This window comes from Paenibacillus sp. FSL R7-0210 (assembly GCF_038009085.1).
GTDB lineage: Bacteria > Bacillota > Bacilli > Paenibacillales > Paenibacillaceae > Paenibacillus_AQ > Paenibacillus_AQ silagei.
The window spans coordinates 850,780-871,438 of record NZ_JBBPAR010000001.1; the positions used below are offsets into that span (position 1 = coordinate 850,780).

The window sequence follows — 20,659 nt, forward strand, 5'->3', positions numbered from 1 at the left end:
TTGTATATTCAGAATGAAAAATGCTGCAATTTCATTGGATTTTTCATGAAAATTCAATAAGAAACATGTATATTGTCGAATTCCGCAAACGATGTAATAATTCATCACATGGTCAAGCCGTAAGCATCATACAGAGACAACAGGCTGATTGAAATCAGAAATCGAAAGGGATAGGTGATAGGAAATATGACAAATGATAACGGTAAAAGAAAGTTGGCTCTCGGTCTCTCAGCGGTCCTTATGTCATCCATGGTATTGTCTGCATGCTCGTCTAAAGATTCCAGTGAAGCAAGCGGCAACGGTGCAGCGCCAGCCGGCAGCTTGAAGATCGAAATTTTTGACCGTGGCAATGCGCCGGCCGGTGTTACGGCATCCGATAATTTCCTCACCAATTATGTTAAAGAGAATTTCGGAAAGGCTAACAATATTAATGTGGAATTCGTCCCTATCCCCCGCTCGGAAGAAGTGACTAAGCTAAATGTTCTGATGGCCAGCGGAACCGATGTTCCTGATATCGTCTTCACCTATGATTCCGGGACCTTCAACAAATATGCCGAGCAAGGCGGGCTGACGGATCTGACTCCGCTGCTGCAAGAACACGGACAGAACCTGACCAAGTTCCTTGGCGAGGATACTTTGCGCTACGGTCAATACGATGGCGTCCAGTATAGCATTCCCGCCAAACGCTCTACGATAGGTAAATATGCTTCCTTCATCCGTCAGGATTGGCTGGATAAGCTGGGGCTTCCCGTTCCGGCTACCTCAGAGGAGCTATATAATACACTGACCGCCTTCAAGACCAAAGATCCGGGTGAAACCGGCGGCAAAGTGATTCCTCTGGGCATGACGATTGCAGCGGCGCAGTATGATTCGCTGGTCTGGTCCTTCATCAAGCCGGTTACTGAGCAGGAGCGCTTCGAGCTTACGCAGAATCTCAGCTCCCGGGACTACCCGATTCTGCTGCCCGGATTCAAGGATGCCATTCAATATATGAACAAGCTGTATAACGAAGGGCTGATCAGCAAGGACTTTGCCCTGGATGAGAATAAAGAGACCCTTACACAGAATATCGGGAACGGGCTTGTGGGCGCATTCAGCGATGATAACGATGCGATCTTCTACCCTGACGGTACTTATGATGTTCTGACGAAGAATAACCCGAAGGCTGTGCTGAGCGCCATTGATCCGTTCACGAACAGCGAGGGGAAGACGGCCAAGCCGGTATCTGCTCCGAACGGGATGTATATCATGATTCCGAAGTCCAGCAAGCATGCGGTGGAAGCTATGAAGTATCTGGACTGGATGTCTGCAGATGGTCATCTGCAATATATCCAGAACGGGATTGAAGGCGAGCATTACAAGCTGGAAGACGGCGTGCCGGTCTCCATTCCGGATCTGTCTGTCGAATCCTCGAACAAGCTGTCTGGCGGCGGGGATATCGGGATTATTGCGAACGGACGGATTTTTGAGAGCCAGGAGAAGAATAATGAGGCCTTCGTGAAGAGCTTCCGCACCCAGTATCAGGATATCATCGCGAAATCACTGACGATTTCCACCACTAACCCGATTGAGCCGGTATTCACCAGCCGTCCGATTGAGGCCGAGAGCAAATACGGCACGACACTTAGCGATAAAATCAAGCAGCTAATGGTGAAAGCTACAATGGTCCCCCCTGGTGAATTCGAAGTCACCTATGAGAGTATGCTGAAGGACTACATGTCGAGCGGCGGACAGGCCATTCTGGATGAACGCAAGGCTGCCTACAGCGAGCAGAAATAATTGAATTCGAGGTCCGTGAGGGAGGGGAGCGGCAGGGCTGCCGTTCTTGGCTGCTTCCCCTTACAGCCTCAGGGGCACAGTGGAGGAGGAATCGTTGTGGGATACACCCGTTATTTCCGCAGAAATTGGCAGATGTACGCATTGCTGGTCTTACCCATGCTGTTCTTTATTATTTTCAAATACGGTCCAATGTATGGTGTGCAGATTGCGTTCAAGGACTTCAACTTCTTCAAAGGCATTGGTGGCAGTGAATGGATTGGTCTTGACGGATTCCGCGAGGTATTTGCGAATCAGGACTTTTATATAACCTTACGCAACACGTTGATGCTGAACTTTCTGGATTTGATTGTTTCTTTTCCCGCCCCCTTGATTATTGCCATTATGCTATTTGAGCTGAAGGTGGTCTGGTTCAAGAAGCTGTCTCAGACGATTCTGTATATTCCGCATTTTATTTCCTGGGTAATCATCGGCGGGATTGTGTACCAGCTCTTTGGCCAGCAGTCCGGGATGATTAACAACCTGTTAACGAGCCTGGGGCTGGATGCCATTCCTTTTCTCTCTGACAAAAATTATTGGTTGATCACTTACCTGCTGACTGGTGTCTGGCAGAGTGCTGGCTGGGGGACGATCCTCTATCTGGCGGCACTCGCGGGCATCAATAAAGAGCTGTTCGAAGCGGCGGAGGTCGATGGGGCCGGAAGAATCAAGCGCATTCTGCATATTACAATTCCGGGGATCAAGCCGACGATTGTTACGCTGCTGATCATTAATCTGGGCAACATGATCTCGATTGGCTTCGAGCGGCCGTTCGTGATCGGTAACCTTGCGGTTATGGAATACTCGGATGTGCTGAGTACCTTTGTCTACCGGATCGGTCTGGAATCGGGGCAGTATACGCTGGCTACGGTGGTTGGATTGTTCCAGGCGGTGGTCGGACTTCTGTTCCTGCTGGTGGCGAACTATATTTCCAAGAAGCTTACAGACGAGAGCATCCTCTAATCAACCTTTGGATCGGGAGTGTACATTATGAATGAAAGAGCAGCTAACAAGGCGTTTGATACATGGATTGTGATCTGCTTAACCTTATCGGTGCTGGCATGTCTGATTCCGTTCGTGCATATTCTCGCGGTCTCCTTCAGCGGAACCGTCCCGATTGCTTCGGGCAGAGTCACTCTGTTCCCTATGGACTTCAATATTGAGGCGTATAAAAAAGTGTTCAGTGATGCCGCGATGATCCGCTCGCTGGGCTTCACGATATTCCTGACAGTGCTGTTCACAGCGCTGTGCATGATGATGACGGTTGCGGCGGGCTATGCCCTGTCGAAGAAGGATCTGAAGGGCCGTAAAATCTTCATGTTCCTCATTGTCGTCACCATGTTCTTCAGCGGCGGTATTATTCCAGAGTATATTCTGACACGGGAGCTGCATTTGCTCAATACGATCTGGGCGCTGGTTCTCCCTGGACTTATTAGCCCCTTCTATATGATTATCCTGATTTCTTTTCTGGCAGGTATTCCTGACGCGCTCAAGGAATCTGCTGAGATTGACGGCAGCAGCCAGTTCGGGACGCTGATCCGTATCATTCTGCCGTTATCCATGCCGGTGCTTGCTACCCTAAGCCTGTTCTATGCCGTCGGCAGATGGAACGGATTTCAGGATACGCTGATGTATATCACGAAGCCGGAGCTGTATCCGCTCCAGCTTAAGCTCTATCATATGATCCAGAACAGCCAGGTATCCGATCTGATGAGAATGGAGGGGAACGCGGTCAGCACGGTTGTGCAGGAGAGTCTGAAGGCGGCTACTGTAATGTTCGCCACAGTTCCTATTCTGCTCGTCTATCCATGGCTGCAAAGATACTTCGTCTCAGGTGTGATGACCGGAGCTGTGAAGGGTTGAGGCTATTGACTGGTACTGTATTGGCTGGTGCAAGTGCAGGTTCAGTATAAATCATGCCCTAACAGGGCTGGCAGATAGGGGAGTCGAGCAGATGTTCAAGAAGATAACGGACATTAATGACAAATGGACAGAGGAATCTATGGAGCTGCAGATCCGTGACCGGGAGAGCCGGTACTTCGGGGGCGTGCGTGATCCGCTGAGCGGTGTAGCCTGGCCGAATCATACCGGCACGGCCCAGTATCTGGCGGCATGGGCGGCAGCCCTGGTGAATCCGCAGTCCCGGTATTACCGGGATCTGGAGCTGCTGGAGCAGCTGCATGAGGGGATGGCATTCATGCTGCGCTTCCAGCATGAGGACGGCACGATCTCGCCGGGCTGGACGAATTATCATTCCCCGCCGGATACGGCGTTCGTCGTGGTCGGATTAGCCAATATCCTCACGCTGCTGGAGCGGCAGAGCTGGCCGCCGCTGCAGCCGGTGACGGATCAGATTCGTGCCTTCCTTGTGCGGACGATTCCGGCGATGCTGACCGGGGGTGTACATACCCCCAATCACCGCTGGGTGCTGACTGCCGCGCTGGGGTCTTTGTACCGGATATTTGCCCTGGAGGAGTTACAGGCAAGAGCCGGGGAATGGCTTCAGGAGGGGATGGACATTACGCCGGACGGCGAATGGACGGAGCGGAGTAACGGAATTTACAATACGGTCAGCGATATCATGCTCTATTACGCCGCGCAGGATCTGAACCGTCCAGAGCTGTTGGAGCCGGTCCGCCAGAATCTGCGGATGATGAAATACCTGGTTCACCCGGATGGTGAGGTGGTCACCGATTACTCGGGTCGGCAGGATTTCGGCAGCGTCTACTCGCTGGCTGACTATTATCTGTGCTACCAGCTGATGGCTGAGCATGACCGAGACCCGGAATTCGCTGCTCTTGCGGAGCTGGCAGGCCGCTCGGTTATCCATCCGGGTTCGCTGCCCAATCAGATTATGCTGGGGTTCCTGCTCTATCCGCAGATGCAGGCGGCTTCAGTCTCGCCGGGAGAATTGCCGGACAGCTACCGCAAGGTGATCAATGGCACGTTTAATCGTCAGGAGCTGATGGGCCGAATCGGTCAGGACGGCTACGGCGGGCCTGTCCGCCACAGCAAGCAGCATACGGAATTCGGTGCTCCGGTTGCCCGTGTGCGCAGCAGAGAGACCAGTGTAAGCGTGATGACCGAAGCTTCCTCACTGTTCTCGCTGCGGCATGGCCGGGCAAGGCTGCTGGGGGTTCAGCTGGCTTCAAGCTTCGAGCCTGGACTGATTACGATGGATACGCTGACGGAGATTTCGGGCGGCTATCGTCTGGAGTCTGTAGCCGGAAAGGGCTATTACGGCACCATTCCGGCGGACAAGCTGCCATCCCGGACCGGCTTGCCTTGCAGCCCGTGGTATCTGCTGCCTCATGGAGAGCGGCCGCTTACCCATAACCAGACGAGCAGTGTCTGCGTGAAGGTAAGCGAGTGGGAAGCTGGTTGGGATCTGCATTTCTCAGCGATGTCTCCGGCAGATGTGCTGACCCAGATCGTCCTGCTCTTCGGCAGCGAGGGCAGACTTGAGGGCTCCGAGCTGACGCCGGTGCCGGGGATGAGCGAGGCTTCCTTCTGGACCGCCGGAACACTCCGCTATAGCGCAGGGGAGGACTGGATGGAGCTTGAGCAGGGCTGTCATGAGCATCACCTGGCCGATATCCGCGGGATGAGCTATCCCGAAGGCTGCCAGAAAGTCATCGTAACACTCATCACTCCTCTGGAATATAGCCTGCGGATTCGTCTTTCCTGACAGATGCCTATATAATGAAAGGGTTATCAGGATTTATCAGGACTTAAGGGTTCAGCCAGATTAGAAATTACGGTGTATGGAGGTAAGCTGCGCAATGAATATTTCATTTAATACCCCCGCCACTTATTGGGTGGAGGCGCTTCCAGTCGGGAACGGACGGCTGGGGGCTATGATTTTTGGCGGCATCGAGAAGGAACGTCTGGCGCTGAATGAGGACACACTGTGGTCCGGGTACAAGACAGACTGGAATAATCCGGAGGCCCGTGAGGTTCTCCCTGAGGTCAGGGCGCTGATTGCAGAAGGCAGGAATGAAGAAGCGGATCAGCTATGCAAAAAAATGATGGGCCCCTACGCCCAGTCCTACCTGCCCTTCGGGGATCTGCTGCTTACGATGGAGCACGGGCAGACCATAGACGGGGAATATAGCCGGAAGCTGGACTTGTCCACGGGTGTTGGTACCGTCTCCTATGTAATCGGCGGTGTCCGCTATACCCGGGAGGTCTTCGCCTCTCACCCGGACCAGGCGATCATTGTCCGCTTAACGGCCAGTGAGGAGCACCGGCTCAGCTTCCGGGCGAAGCTGGACAGTCCGCTCCGCCACCGTTCGGAAGCAGACGGGGAGCACTACACGATTACCGGACATGCTCCTGAATATGTGGCACCGAATTATTACGAAGTCGATCAGCCGGTCCGTTACGGTGGAGAGTCCCCCCGGAGTCTGGAGTTCCACGGCCGTCTGGCTGCGGTCCAGACTGGAGGCCGCCTGGAAGCTACTGCTGACGGTATCCAAGTTACCGGCGCAACGGAAGCGGTTCTATACTTCAGTGCGGCGACCTCGTTCGATGCGGAATCGGGCACAGTGAAGGCGAATTACGATGTGCGGCAGCAGACTGCGCAAACGGTACAGCGTATCATTAATGAGCCTTATGCCGGGCTGCTTGGCCGTCATGTTGACGACCACCGGGAGCTGTTTGACCGGGTAGAGCTGCATCTGGGAGAGAGCCTGGCTCCGGAGGGCATGCCGACAGATCAGAGAATTGCCGCCTACGGCAGCAATGATCCGGGGCTGGTAGAGCTTCTGTTCCATTACGGCCGTTATCTGCTGATTGCCAGCTCCCGCCCCGGCACACAGCCGGCAAACCTCCAGGGCATCTGGAATCAGGATACCCGGGCACCGTGGAGCAGCAATTACACGCTGAATATCAATGCGGAGATGAATTATTGGCCGGCAGAGATCTGCAATCTGTCCGAGCTGCACCAGCCGCTGATTGACTATACCCGGAGGCTGGCGGTCAACGGCAGCGAGACGGCCCGGATTAACTATGGCGCACGCGGCTGGGTAGCCCATCATAACGCCGATCTCTGGGCGCAGTCGGCTCCCGTTGGCGGCTACGGCGACGGAGATCCGGTCTGGGCATCCTGGGCGATGGGCGGGGTATGGCTTACCCAGCATCTGTGGGAGCATTATGCCTTCAGCGGCGATCTGTCCTATCTGCGGGAGACCGCGTATCCTGTGATGAAGGAAGCGGCCTTGTTCTGCCTGGATTGGCTGATCGAGAACCCGGACGGGTACCTGATTACCTCACCATCCACTTCTCCTGAGCACAAAATCGTAGACGGCGGCAAGAAGTATGCCGTCAGCGAAGCGGTAACCATGGATCTGTCGCTGATCGCGGAGCTGTTCACGAACTGCAGCCTTGCTGCCGGATTGCTTGGAATGGACGGCGAATTTGCAGCTGAGCTGGAGACTGCCCGCGCGCGGCTGCTGCCGTTGCAGGTAGGTGCAGGCGGCCGGCTTCAGGAGTGGTCAGCGGATATGGAGGATGAGGATGTGCATCACCGCCATGTCTCCCATCTGGTCGGGGTCTACCCGGGCAGATCGATCACGGAGAAGTTAGTTCCCGAGCTGTATGAAGCAGCCAGAACCTCGCTTGAGATTCGCGGAGACGGCGGAACCGGCTGGAGCCTGGGCTGGAAAATCGGACTATGGGCCAGATTCAGACAGGGTGACCGCGCCAAGCAACTGATCACGAACCTGCTGACGCTGGTTCAGCCGGAGGCCGTTAACAATGAACGCGGCGGTGTCTATCCGAACCTGTTCGACGCCCATCCGCCGTTCCAGATTGACGGGAATTTCGCGGCTACAGCCGGAATTGCCGAGATGCTGCTGCAATCCCACCAGGGTTATCTGGAGCTTCTGCCCGCCCTGCCTTCAAGCTGGAGCGAAGGAAGAGTGAAGGGGCTGCGGGCACGCGGCGGCTATGAAGTGAACCTGACCTGGAGCGCTGGCGTTCTCGGACAAGCGGAGGTTACCGCTCATCTTGGTGGAGTCTGCCGGGTTCTGGCAGAAAGCCCTCTGGAGGTCACGCGCGGAGAAGACAGCCTATTGGTGGAGCCGGATTCGGACGGTCTGGTGAGTATTGAGCTGCAGGCGGGGGAACGTGTAAGTGTACGGTATGCTTAGCAGATAAGGCAGAGTGAATAATAGTTATGCAAATTACAGCACGCTTCAGATTGTGGAGTGTGCTGTTTTTGCGTTGTTTGAGTAGGCGCGCGGGCCGGATGTATGCGAAAAACCGAACACATTGGTTAGTGGGGAGGCGCGTGGACCAGATATAGGCGAAAAACCAAACACAATGGGTGCAGCGTGCTGGTGCATGGGAGGGGGAGCCGGGTGTATGCGGAAAACCGCTAATTTCCCCAGCCCCGCTTATTATTTTGTTATCAATCCTATCAAATTGTTATTTGTAAACGATTTCCAATAGGCTATAATTCTTTGTGTAAGCGCTTTATAAAGATGATTCTTAGGAGGGTACAGATGCTCAAGCCTAAACGAATAATGAGCCTCACGCTGGCGTTGGTCGTCCTGGCAGCTTCGGTGTTGCCTATGCGCACACCGGCTCATGCGGCGGCCGAGGGAGGCCCGGCGGTTGTTCTCACTTCGGACTATGAGGACGGCACCGCGCAGGGCTGGACCAAGAAAGGGGACGAACAGCTTACAGTCACGAACGAGGTCTATCATGGAGGCTCCTACAGTCTGTATGTGGATGGACGGACCAAGGATTGGGAAGGGCCCAATCAGTTGCTAACGGACCAGATGACTCCGAATACAGCCTACACCGTGGGAGCGTGGGTGAAATCTCCGGCGCCGGTCAAATTCACGGTACATACCAAAATCGGCAAAGTCGAGGATTGGAAGCCTGTAGCAGAATTTAACGGAACGCAGTGGTCGGATGAATGGACTTATCTGGAAGGTACTTATATTACAGGCGATAAGGTAGGCTTCACGGAGATTTATGCAGAAGCCGCAGCAGGGACCGCATTCTACGTGGACGATATCAAGATCACTGCCGCTGCGGTTGACGTCCCGGAGGGGGAGGAAGGGCTGCGTACGGATTTTGAAGACGGAACGCTTCAGGGCTGGAAGAACCGGATTGGCCCGGAATCGTTGTCGGTGAGTCAGGATACGGCTAATACCGGAACTCACAGTATGCTGGTAGAGGGAAGGGAGCGCAGCTTCTACGGGCCAAGCCTGAGTGTGAAGGAGCATCTGCGGCCGGGCAAGAGCTACCAGTTCTCGCTGTATGTCCGCCTGAAGGAGAAGCCGGAGGCAGACAAAAGCCTGCAAATGACAGTGTATAAGAAGGCTGGCTCCGAGAGCTGGAATGCGATTGATAAGGTTAGCATTAAGGCTGATGAGTGGGATCAATGGCATCTGCTGAAGGGGAATTTCCAGTACAGCGACCAGCCGTCCGAGCTGAACCTGTTCGTGGAGACGCCTTATATTACAGAGGATACCGTCGATACCTTATCCTTCTATGTGGATGATGTAACCGCCCAGCCTGCTACAGAGCTGAGCATTGAACAGGATATTCCGTCGTTAAAAGACATCTACGCTGACGACTTCGCCATCGGAGCCGCAGCGTATTCCTGGCAGATGGAAGGGGTCTACGGAGAGCTGCTGAAAAAGCATTTCAACAGCATCACAGCCACCTATGAAATGAAGCCCAAATTCCTTGCTCCTTCCGAGGGCACTTATGTGTTCGACGGTGCGGATAAATATGTGAATTTTACCCAGGCAAACGGGATGGGACTTCGCGGACACGCACTGCTCTGGCACATCGATGCTGCGGAGTGGATGTTCACGGGTCCTGACGGCCAGCCGGCCAGCCGGGAGCTGCTGCTTGAGCGTCTGCAGAATTATATTGAGACCATTATGCACCGCTATAAGGGCAAAATCTATGCCTGGGATGTAGTGAACGAAGCGATTGCCGACAATGGCGGCGGTCCGGACGGCATGAGAATCACGCCTTGGTATACCCTGATCGGCCCGGATTATATCGAGAAGGCGTTCGAATTCGCACGTGCGGCCGACCCGGAAGCGAAGCTCTATTACAATGACTATTACACCGAGGTTCCCGAAAAGCGTGAGCATATCTACAAGCTGCTGAAGACGCTCAAGGCGAAGAATCTGATTGACGGCGTGGGCCTCCAGTCTCACCATGGCCTGTACTCACCGTCCATTCCGGAGATCGAGAAGACCATTCAGCAGTTCTCCCAGCTGGGGCTGGATATTCAGATCACCGAGCTGGATGTCGATTCGGGCATTAGCCCGTCCTCCCCGCTGCCGGCGGATATCGCTGCACGGCAGGGCAAGCGCTATAATGATCTGTTTGAGCTATACAAGAAATACAAGGACACGATCTCCTCAGTCTCCATCTGGGGCGTGCAGGATGAGAAAAGCTACAATAACCATGCCATGTTATTCGATGAGCAGCTGAAGGCGAAGCCTGCTTTCTGGGGAGCGGCTGATCCCTCCAAGCTGCCGGACATCCATAATGTAGCTATAGCGCTTGAGGGTACGCCTCAGACAGGCGCAGCCGGGAAAGCCCTGTGGAGCAAAACAGCAGGGATTCCGCTGGAACAGGGCAGTACAGTAACTGCCAAGGTTCATACGCTGTGGGATACGAACAATCTGTATGTGAAGGCAGACGTTACCGATGCTAGTCGGAACGCGGAAGACAAGGTTGAGCTTTTCCTGGATGAGAACAATGGGAAGACTACGGCTTATCAGCCGGATGACCGCAAGATCAGCTTGCCGCGTTCGGGATCCGGGACAGCAGGGATCAGCTTCACCAGCACAGAACGTGAGGGCGGTTACACCATTGAAGCCCAAATCCCGCTCGTAACGCTCAAAGGCTCCTCAGGCAAGGAGCTTGGCTTCGATATCCGTGTCAGTGACGCCGGTGTTCCGGGTTCTGTTCCTGCCTACTGGAATGACAGAAGCAGCTCCCAGGATACGGATACCAGCCATTACGGGGTTCTCCGGCTCTCTACAATGCCTAATTCGGCGGAAGCGCCGAAGGGTCAAGTTCAGATTGACGGGCAGATGGATACGGAATGGGAGAAGGCGGAGCCTTTTCAGGTGAAAATATCTGCCGCGCCTTACAGCACCACCGCAGAAGCCAGATCAATGTGGTCGGAGGACAGCCTCTACCTGATCGTTGATGTGAAGGACGCCTTACTGAAGGCGGATGCCGCGAATCCATGGGACCAGGACTCCGTGGAAATCTTCATCGATGAGAATTTCAACAGAACCCCTTATTACGAGGGGGATGATGGTCAATACCGGATCAATATCAATAATGTGGCGTCCTTTGGCGGAGGCGCCTCGGACAGCAGATTGACCAGCGCGGTAGTCCATACGGACACCGGGTACCGCGTGGAAGCCAGGATTAATTTCGGCACGATCAAGGGGGCGGCGGGAAGCTCCATCGGGCTTGACCTGCAGATCAATGATGATCGGGGCGACGGCACCCGCAGTACGAGTAAGTGGAATGACAGGGGAGAGGATACCTGGCGGGATACCTCGAATTTCGGGATCTTGACCTTTGTGGCACCAGCAGAGGGACCGCAAGCGGGAACTGAAGGTACATCCTCGTCCCCATCGTCTGGCTCTGCTCCATCGTCCCAGGCACCTGCTCCAGCAGCGGTCTTCGCAGACGGTAAGCTGACTGTTCAAGCTTCCCCGGATAAGGCAGGAATCCTGCATGTGAATCTCATGCCTGAGGCCGTCCGCCAGGCGGTGCTTCAGTCGCTGGACAGCGGCATTCTGAAGATCGCCGTTAAACCTGCAGCAGGAGCCGAAATGCTACAGCTCGTGCTTCCGCTTCAGAGTCTGGCCGCACAGCCGAAGATTAAGGAGATTCAGATTGAGAGCGGCTTCGGGGCGGTTCTGAGCCTGAACACCCAGCTGCTGAAATTGCAGGATACACAGGCAGGAGATGTTCTACAGCTTCAAGTGAAGCGTGTGGCCCAGGACGGATGGCCGGCATCGGTGAAGGCCCGCTTGAATGGAGCGGCTGTACTGGACTTCTCGCTCACTATCCATGGAGCCAAGATTACAGCGGTTGACGCAGCTGCGCTTACCCTGTTGCTTCCTTATGAACTTAAGTCAGGCGAACGGGCGCACCAGCTTGCGGTATACCGGGTGCTGGAGAATGGCAAGCTTACAGTTGTGAAGGATCGTAAGTATGATCCGGCTTCAGGCTATGTCTCCTTCAAGGCCCAGGAGCTTGGACAATATGCAGCTGCCACGGTGAAGCTGCCGGATCATAAGGGCAGCAAATGGGCTGCCGAGAGTGTTGAAGCTCTGGCTGCAAAAGGAATACTTCCTCTGGGAGCAGAGGCTTCCTATGAGACCGGGGTATTGATGAACCGTGCGGAGTTTGCCCAGCTGCTGGTCGATGCTTTTGACCTTCAAGCTGCAACAGCCGCTCCAGGCTTCAAGGATGTCAGTACGGATTCCCCATATGCCGAGGCTATTAATATTGCAGGAGCCTTAGGTATTGTAAAAGGTAGAGCAGATGGGCTCTACAGTCCTATCGCTACACTCAGCCGTCAGGAAATGGCGGTCATGCTGAACCGGCTCGTCCAGCTAGAGCAAATCATGCTGAAGGGCGATTCTGCTGCTGTTCACAGCTTCAAGGATCTGAACCAGCTGAGCGCGGAAGCTGCGGGCGCAATAGAGAAGCTGCGGGCTGCCGGAGTCATCCAAGGCGCACAGAACGGCAACTTCCTGCCGAAGGCCCAGATGACCAAGGAGCAGGCTGCCGTGGTAGTATACCGGATAATCAGCCTCAATTAGTAGAGTAGTGTCCGCAAGTCTATAGCATTGATTCGAGCAGCGGTTCTCCCAGGTAAGGGGGGCCGCTGCTTTTTGTGATGGGAGTAACATGTCTGCAATGTCTGCATTGGGCGACTGTTTTATCTGCATTGCCCGCGTAGTCCGGCTTTCACGTCAGGAAATAGTTGGATTTTAGGCACTTGTTCGCGCGCGGAAGAGACCCGGCCAGACAATAGGTGGAAAAAAGGCACTTGTTACGCCGGGGTCGGAGCAAAAAGAAGAAATTCACAAAAATATATAGCATAAATCCACCTAATTTCCTCAAAAGCTCCAAACCGGCTAAATTAAGATACATTTGTCCAACTAATTCTGTAGTAGGCTGTGCAACCATCGTTTGGACGGCGGTACAACTGGAAGGTACTCGATGTTGCCGGGGTACCTCAGAGTTGCCGAAGTTTCTCATTGCTGTTTGAAGTTGTTTGAACCTATTCTAAGCTACAATCCACGATGTCATGTCCGTAACGGATTGTCCTTTTGTAGTAACCTTGCCCCCGCTTAAACAGCGGAGAGGACGGAACGATTGTGGAAAAGCGGCAGCGGTCGCCTTGGTCTCCGGATTTTCACCGCTAAGGGAAATAAATAAAATCTGGAGACCACAGCGATTGTAACAACGGTCCGTTCGCGGAGCGTCCACCCAAGTGCTACCGTAATGCTACGTCCAAAACTGTTGTGGTTATCATTTTGTTATCAATGCTTTGTATTTATCATGTATCTGTCATGTCCGGCTAGGTATGATTAATTTATAAACAAAGTAAACGGATACACGTTGACCAGCAAAGGGGAGCAGAAGCATGAAAAACATGGTTACGCCAGCCAGCGTAAAAGGCGAGAAACTGGATGTCAATGCGGGGAGTCCCCGAAAAAAATCGAAATGGACCAAGAACCTTAGTCTCGATCTGATGGTTCTGCCGGCTTTGATCCTAACCGTGATCTTCGCCTATATTCCAATGACGGGCCTTGCGATTGCCTTCAAGAATTACAAGCCGGGCTTAGGCTTTAGCGCCTCCAAGTGGGTGGGGCTGGAGCATTTTGAATATCTGTTCAGTATTCCCGAGAACGTTCAGATCATCTGGAACACACTGATTATTGCCGGTCTGAAAATGATCGCCAACCTGATCGTTCCTTTCTTGTTCGCACTGCTGCTGAATGAGATCCGCAAGATGGCATTCAAAAAAATGGTACAAACCATTGTCTATATGCCCCACTTCCTGTCATGGGTGATCCTGGGCGGTATTCTCTCCGACCTGCTCGCCAGAGACGGCGGCCTGATCAACCAGGTGCTGGTCAGTGTATTCGGCATCCAGCCGATTTTCTTCCTGGGTGACGGGAACTGGTTCCGGTTTGTCGTTGTAGTGAGTGATGTCTGGAAAGAGTTCGGCTTCAACACTATCGTCTTCCTGGCCTCCCTGGCGGGAATTAACCCGGCACTCTATGAAGCGGCTGAGGTAGACGGAGCAGGACGCTGGCAGCAGACATGGTCGATTACGATGCCGGCCATGCTGCCGATTACCATCGTGGTAGGAACACTGGCGCTGGGTAACGTGCTTAACGGAGGCTTTGACCAGATCTTTAACCTGTATAACGCGCTTGTCTTCGATAAAGGGGACATCATCGATACATTTGTCTACAGACTAGGAATTGTTGACGGTAAGTTCAGCTTCTCCACAGCGGTCGGATTGTTCAAATCCGTTGTCAGCTTTGTCTTGATCGTAACAGCTTACCGCCTTTCGTATAAATTTGCTAACTACCGTATTTTCTAGAATGGAGGCTAATAGGGCATGTATCATAAAACAAAACCTTACCGCATTTTCACCGTGTTCAACTATATCCTGATGATCGCAGTTTCAATTATGTGTGTTGTCCCTCTGATTCACGTTCTTGCTGTATCGTTCAGCGGGAAATCGGCAGCCAATGCCAATCTGGTGGGTCTGTGGCCGGTAGATTTCACAGTGGACGCCTACACCAAGACCGTAGCCAATGAGAATTTCACCCGGTCCATCTGGGTGACGCTGCAGCGCACGGTGCTGGGAACGCTGTTCAGCATGGGGGTAGTCATTCTGGCTGCCTATGCGCTGTCCAAAGAGAACGCCCGGTTCAGACGCCGGAACATGTATATCTGGCTGCTGGTCTTCACCATGCTGTTCAGCGGCGGTCTGGTGCCAATGTACATTCTGATTCAGAAGCTGCACCTGATGAACTCCTTATGGGTGCTGATTCTGCCGGGAGCCGTCTCGGTCTGGAATATCATTCTGTTGCTTAACTTCTTCCGGGCCGTGCCCAAAGAAATGGAAGAAGCCGCCTTCATCGACGGCGCAGGTCATTTCAGAACACTGTTCAGTGTGTATCTCCCGGTATCCATGCCGGCTATTGCTACACTGTCGCTGTTCACGATTGTCGGTCACTGGAACTCCTGGTTCGACGGCCTGCTGTATATGACGGATCACCGCAACTATCCGCTGGCGACCTTCCTGCAGTCAGTCATTGTCCAGCAGGACTTCAGTAAGGTGACTGTACGGCCGGAGGATCTGGAGAATATCTCGCAAAGAACGGTCAAAGCCGCTCAGATCTTCATCGGGATGGCACCGATCCTCATCGTGTACCCATTCCTGCAGCGTTTCTTCGTGAAGGGAATTGTCCTCGGGGCGGTTAAGGAATAGCCGTCCTTCCTATTAAAGGGGGTGATGCACGCGCTGAAAGCTGAAAAAGATTGACTCATATAATTAATATGATTAAATTTTAATTAAAGGGGTGCAAGATTAAATGATAAAGAAAATGAAATTCTCTGCGGCGGCAGTGTTATCCACAGTCATGCTGGGCAGCTTGCTGGCCGGATGCGGCGGAAATGCTGACAACAAGAAGGCGGAAGGGGACAACAAGCCGGCGGCAAGCGAAGACGCTATGTATTCGGCTCCCTTTGAGAATGGCAAATATACAGAACCGGTAACCATCTCAACCGTATTTCCCATCGCAAGCAGCCTGAAATTCAAGAATGGCGAAAATATTGAAAATAACGTGCACACCAAATGGGCCAAGGATACGCTGGGTATTGATATCAAGTATCTCTGGACCGTAAGTGACCAGAACAACGCCTATGAAACCAAGCTGCGCCTGATGCTGACCTCAGGTGAAAAAATGCCGGACATCATCTCGTTCCGTGGAAGCCCTTCCCTGATCTCTGATCTGATTGACAGCGGCCAGTTCACCGATGCGGGCGAATTGTTCGACAAATATGCTTCCGATATCTACAAAAAAGCGATGGCCGAAGAGCCAACCGTATGGAATCCCTACATGAGAGACGGCAAGCGGATGGGGATCCCGATTCTGGAAAACGCTTATAATAATGACCCGGTTATGTATATCCGTGAGGATTGGCTGAAGAAGCTGAACCTTAAGGCTCCGACGAATCTGGCTGAGCTGGAAACCGTGCTCGATGCGTTCACGAACCAGGACCCTGACGGCAACGGCAAGAAGGATACAACGGGACTGGCTGTAGGCTTCAAAAACAATCTGAACACATGGATGTCGGAAGCCGGATGGGTCTTCGGGATGTTCGGCGCCATGCCTAATCAGTGGAACAAGACGGCGGACAACCAGCTCGCTTACGGCTCTGTTCAGCCGGAGATGAAGGAAGGCCTGGCAACGATGCAGAAATGGATGAAAGAAGGCTATATCTCCTCCGAATCCGGTCTGTATGATGAGAACAAAGCAACAGAAGCTTTTACAGCAGGCAAAGCCGGTATCATTGTCGGCCCTTACTGGATGACAGGCTGGCCGCTGCCGGATCTGCAGAAGAACGTTCCAGGTGCAGTGCATAAGGCTTATCCGCTTCCGGCAGGCCCGGATGGCAAGGTAGGCAGACACGGCACGAAGATCGCCTCAGGTGCTGTATTGATCAACAAGGATATGGAGCATAAAGACGCATTCTTCGTCTACCAGAACTATCTGTTTGATAACTGGGCTAACCCGGACAGTACAACCTTCGTGAACGGCTTCGCCAAAGGCTACGATTATGATATCGCTGAAGACGGAACCGTCCTGAAAGAACAGGATACGGATAAGATTCCAGGCGGCTGGGTGGATGCGATCCGTTATACCCTGACTTACGATGGAGCCATCATTCCTAACCTGATGATGAATACACTGGCCAAGCTGGCTGGCGGCGCTGAGCCTGCTAACCAGTATGAGAAGAATCTGTCCGAGCGTATCCCTGAGCAGATCTTAGCAGCCAAAATCATCGTCGATCAGAAGGACAGTGTAATGCCTGAGATGTTCACAGGTACGCCTACTGAAACTCAGCTCTCCCGTGGAGATATGCTGGAGAAGCTGGAGAAGGAAATTCTGAACAAAATTATTTATGACAAAGCGCCGGTAGACGAATTCGATACCTTTGTAGAGAAATGGAAGACTACAGGCGGCGACAAAGTGACCACAGAGGTCAATGAATGGTATCAATCTCTATCGAAGTAAAGATACGGAGAATCAGGGCGGCCCCCAGGCCGTCCTTTCATTTGGAGGAGGGCAATGTGAAATATCGTCTGTCTATCTTTCAGTGGCTGTCGTTTGTTCTGATGCTGATGCTGCTGATCATCGTAGGTGCGTTTTGGCTCATCTACCGGCTGAACGTGAAGGACATTCAGAATGAGCTGAGAAAAAATAAAATGTACGAGGTTGAATTCATGACCTCCCAGCTATCCACGCAATTTGAACAGGTGCTGACAAATACCATTACTTTGTCACAGGACCAGTCTGTGCGTGGATATCCTTATATTCTGAAGTTCGGGGATCAATATTCCAAATATGAGATGAAGCTGACCATCATCGATAAGCTCGCCCTTAACACCGCCTCTACCTCCTGGAAGAATACGGTTATTCTGTACTATGAGGATGAGAAGGAGACGGTATCCTCTGATTCCTCCTTCTCCTTCAGCACCTTCAGCCCTCCGGAGCAGGCGCGGAACCGCTGGGTGCTGCACATGGATAAGGAAGGCAAGGGATATTACTCCAACATCATGCGCAGTCATATCAGCTCGCTGTTAATTGAAGTCAGGATTTCGCTGGATAATCTGGTGAAAATGATGGATCAGTATGTCTCCGGTATGCCGCTGCTGTACGATGCCTCTGAGCGGGCCTTTATTCAGCCGGGGGCAGCATTTCCGCAGGAGCTGTTACAGTCGATCAGTCCTGGGATTAACGGGAACAGGGGAACCATCTCCGCTACAGAGAATCGTGCAGAGTATCTGATTAACTATATGAAGTCGGACATGCTGGATTTGTATTTCATAGACGCCTATCCCAAGCGCCAGTATATCGAACCGATTAACCGCAATAACCGGCTGTTCCTCTATGCGGTACTGGTGGTGCTGGTGGGTATTATGTTCTACACGCTGCTTCTTCGCCGTCAGGTGCAGAAGCCGGTGATTATGCTGCGCAAGGCGATCGACCGGTTCGACCGGGGCGACTTTTCCAGCCGTGCCGTCGATCTGCAGGTCAATGAGTTCAAGGTGTTGGGTAATTCCTTTAACCGGATGGCGGAGAATACCCAGACACTGATCGAGCAGGTTCTGCTGGGCGAGCTTGAAGTGAAGGAAGCGAAGCTGAAGCAGTATCAGGCGCAGATTAATCCGCATTTTCTCTATAACTGCCTGAATTTCATTCAGAGCAAAGCAAGCATCGAAGATTATCATGCGGTCACCGCGATGACGCTGCATCTGGCTTCCTACTGCCGGTACATTCATAAGATTGAACAGCTGGATTCTACGCTCCAGGATGAACTGGATTTCGTCGAGCATTATCTGCACATGGTCCATCTGCGCAAAAGAGAGATCACCTTCGAATTCGGTGTCACAGCGGAGGCGGGCAGATACCGGTTGCCAAGGATGATTCTGCAGCCGCTCGTGGAGAACTGCATTAAGCATGGCATTGAACCGGGCCTGAGGCCCGGCATCATCTCGGTTGCCGCCGAGGAAGATGATTCGTATCTTCTGATTACAGTGAAGGATAACGGAATCGGCATGACGGAAGAACGGCTCGGCGCGGTCCGCCGCCATATCGAGGATAATATTATCAGCAATGAACAGCTCGGAACGGGGCTAAGGAATGTGAATCAGCGGCTGCGATTGTATTTTGGCAAGGACTCCGGGTTATCCGTAGACTCCGTGCTGTCCGAAGGCACCTGTTACCGGATTCGGATTGAAAAGGAGGGAGAAGCTCATTCTGCAAATTCTGCTGGTAGATGATGAACAATATGTCGTAGATGATCTGGAGCTTGCTTTTCCATGGCAGGACTTCGGGATTGAAAAAGTATATAAAGCCTACTCCGGCGCCCAGGCCATACAGATGATCGGGCAATACCCGGTTGATATAGTCATTACGGATATCGCCATGCCCGGGATGAGCGGGCTGGAGCTGGTGAAGCAGGTGCGGAAGACCCACCGGAGAATCAAGTGTATTCTGCTAACCGGCTACGCCGAGTTCGAATATGCCAGGGAAGCCCTTCAGTATGGGGTGGCAGAGTATCTTGTTAAGCCGCTGGATCACCAGAAGCTTCGTGCTGCTCTGGAGAGCACGATTAAGACGATTAAGAAGGAAATCGACCGGACGGCATCTTATGAGCAGGCGATGCTGGCCTTCCGGGAGCATCTCCCGGCGCTGAAGGATAAGCTGCTGGCCGAGCTGATTCAGGGCAAATCCTATCCGCAGGAACGGCTGAAGGACAAGCTTAGCGGATATCAGATTGATTTTCAGCTGAACGACCGGGTCTTCCTGATTCTGATCCGTCTGGAGGAGCATTTCACGAACTTCGGGCCGGACAGCCAATTGCTCTTTGAATACGCGGTGACGAACATTGCCTGCGAGCTGCTGGGCCCGGGCTTCGAGCTGTGGCATGGCCGGGATGCTTACGAGAACCTGGTGTTTATTGTGAAGAGCAGTGAAGCGGGGGCGGTTGACCCGGGCAAGATTCTCAAGCAGCTAACCCATAATACCCATCAGCTGCACAGCAGTGTGAATGAATATCTGAATGGCGGAATCTCGGTTATTCTGTCCTACCCGGGGGAATTCCCGCTGGATATCCGCGCCATGTATGAGGATTCCCAGTCGGCGTTAAGACAGCAAGTGGGCAATGACCAGGGCTATTTCATCTCCTTGACGGACAAGCAGAAGAGCTCGCCGGTCCAGCCGCTCAAGGACTTATATGCTTCCCCGACACTGATGCATCTGCTGGAGACCGGCCAGTGGCAGGGGTATAAGGAACGGCTGCAGCAGTTGAGAGAATTCAGCAACAACCTGCCGTCGTATAACGAAGAATATATTGAGGAGATCCGTACTATGATTCTCGGCTCCTTTCACTATATTGCCCATAAGAATCATAGCCTGCTCTCCGATCTGGTCGGGCGGGAGCTGCTGGATAAGACCCTCTTCCGTTCCGTGTCCCAACTGGTCAGCTGGGGTGAGGCGCTGGTGGATACCCTGCAGGGCAAGCTCGAACGGGATACACAGAATAACCGGATGGGCATCGTCAAGGAGATGCAGAGCTGTATCGCGTCTAATCTGGCAGAGGCCAGCCAGCAATTCGTTGCGGACGCGGTCTCGCTTCATCCGGCATATGTCTCCAGACTGTTCAAGCAGGTCAGCGGGATCAGCATCAGCGAGTATATCCTGAATAGGAAGATGGAGCAGGCCGTAGCCAGCCTCCGCAACTCCGAGCTGAAGATCTATGAGATCTCCGAGCAGCTCGGCTACGCCAACAGCCAATATTTCATCAAAGTGTTCAAGGAGCAATTCGGCATGACTCCGCAGGATTACCGGGGGAAGTTGTAGGGGGATGCGTGGTCTTGTCCCGTAATATTACAGGCTTCGGCTCATTTGGGCTGGGGCCTTTTTTTAGCTAAAATTTAAATATGATAACCGATTGACATAAATATGTTAACCGGTTATCATAAAATTGCATCCGAAATGTATGCGCATTCAAA

General features: G+C 52.9%; 11 protein-coding genes. All 11 read left to right on the top strand.

Annotation, left to right across the window (positions count from 1 at the left end):
- The first annotated feature begins 186 nt into the window (after window positions 1-186).
- The 11 genes from MKY64_RS03800 to MKY64_RS03850 all read left to right on the top strand — a co-directional run bounded on the left by MKY64_RS03800 (window position 187) and on the right by MKY64_RS03850 (window position 20,507).
- The gene (locus MKY64_RS03800; RefSeq protein ID WP_340950985.1) at window positions 187-1,779 is read left to right on the top strand and encodes an extracellular solute-binding protein; all 1,593 of its coding nucleotides are present in this window, start codon (window positions 187-189) and stop codon (window positions 1,777-1,779) included.
- A gap of 132 nt (window positions 1,780-1,911) precedes the next feature.
- A complete protein-coding gene (locus tag MKY64_RS03805; RefSeq protein ID WP_051477937.1) occupies window positions 1,912-2,778 on the top strand; it encodes an ABC transporter permease in 867 nt (288 codons plus the stop codon).
- A 27-nt stretch (window positions 2,779-2,805) separates the two neighbouring features.
- A complete protein-coding gene (locus MKY64_RS03810) occupies window positions 2,806-3,678 on the top strand; it encodes a carbohydrate ABC transporter permease (RefSeq protein WP_036724121.1) in 873 nt (290 codons plus the stop codon).
- 91 nt (window positions 3,679-3,769) lie between these two features.
- Window positions 3,770-5,503 (top strand): hypothetical protein, encoded by a 1,734-nt coding sequence (locus tag MKY64_RS03815; protein ID WP_340950987.1) that lies wholly within the window; start codon window positions 3,770-3,772, stop codon window positions 5,501-5,503.
- Between the two features lie 94 nt (window positions 5,504-5,597).
- Window positions 5,598-7,967: a glycoside hydrolase family 95 protein gene (locus tag MKY64_RS03820; RefSeq protein ID WP_340950989.1), complete on the top strand. Its 2,370-nt coding sequence runs from the start codon at window positions 5,598-5,600 to the stop codon at window positions 7,965-7,967.
- A 354-nt stretch (window positions 7,968-8,321) separates the two neighbouring features.
- Window positions 8,322-12,650 carry an endo-1,4-beta-xylanase gene (locus tag MKY64_RS03825; protein WP_340950991.1) on the top strand — a complete coding sequence of 1,443 codons (4,329 nt, stop codon included), beginning with the start codon at window positions 8,322-8,324 and terminating at the stop codon, window positions 12,648-12,650.
- Between the two features lie 839 nt (window positions 12,651-13,489).
- Window positions 13,490-14,449 carry an ABC transporter permease gene (locus MKY64_RS03830; RefSeq protein WP_051477928.1) on the top strand — a complete coding sequence of 320 codons (960 nt, stop codon included), beginning with the start codon at window positions 13,490-13,492 and terminating at the stop codon, window positions 14,447-14,449.
- A gap of 18 nt (window positions 14,450-14,467) precedes the next feature.
- Window positions 14,468-15,346: a carbohydrate ABC transporter permease gene (locus MKY64_RS03835; protein ID WP_036724075.1), complete on the top strand. Its 879-nt coding sequence runs from the start codon at window positions 14,468-14,470 to the stop codon at window positions 15,344-15,346.
- Window positions 15,347-15,449: 103 nt separating this feature from the next.
- Complete coding sequence (locus MKY64_RS03840; protein WP_036724073.1) at window positions 15,450-17,156, top strand: extracellular solute-binding protein; 1,707 nt, start codon at window positions 15,450-15,452, stop codon at window positions 17,154-17,156.
- Window positions 17,157-17,212: 56 nt separating this feature from the next.
- Entirely contained in the window at window positions 17,213-18,925 is a 1,713-nt protein-coding gene (locus MKY64_RS03845; protein WP_036724072.1) for a sensor histidine kinase, read from the top strand.
- The gene (locus MKY64_RS03850; RefSeq protein WP_340950994.1) at window positions 18,879-20,507 is read left to right on the top strand and encodes a response regulator; all 1,629 of its coding nucleotides are present in this window, start codon (window positions 18,879-18,881) and stop codon (window positions 20,505-20,507) included. Before MKY64_RS03845 ends, MKY64_RS03850 begins: the two co-directional genes overlap by 47 nt.
- Window positions 20,508-20,659: the final 152 nt, after the last annotated feature.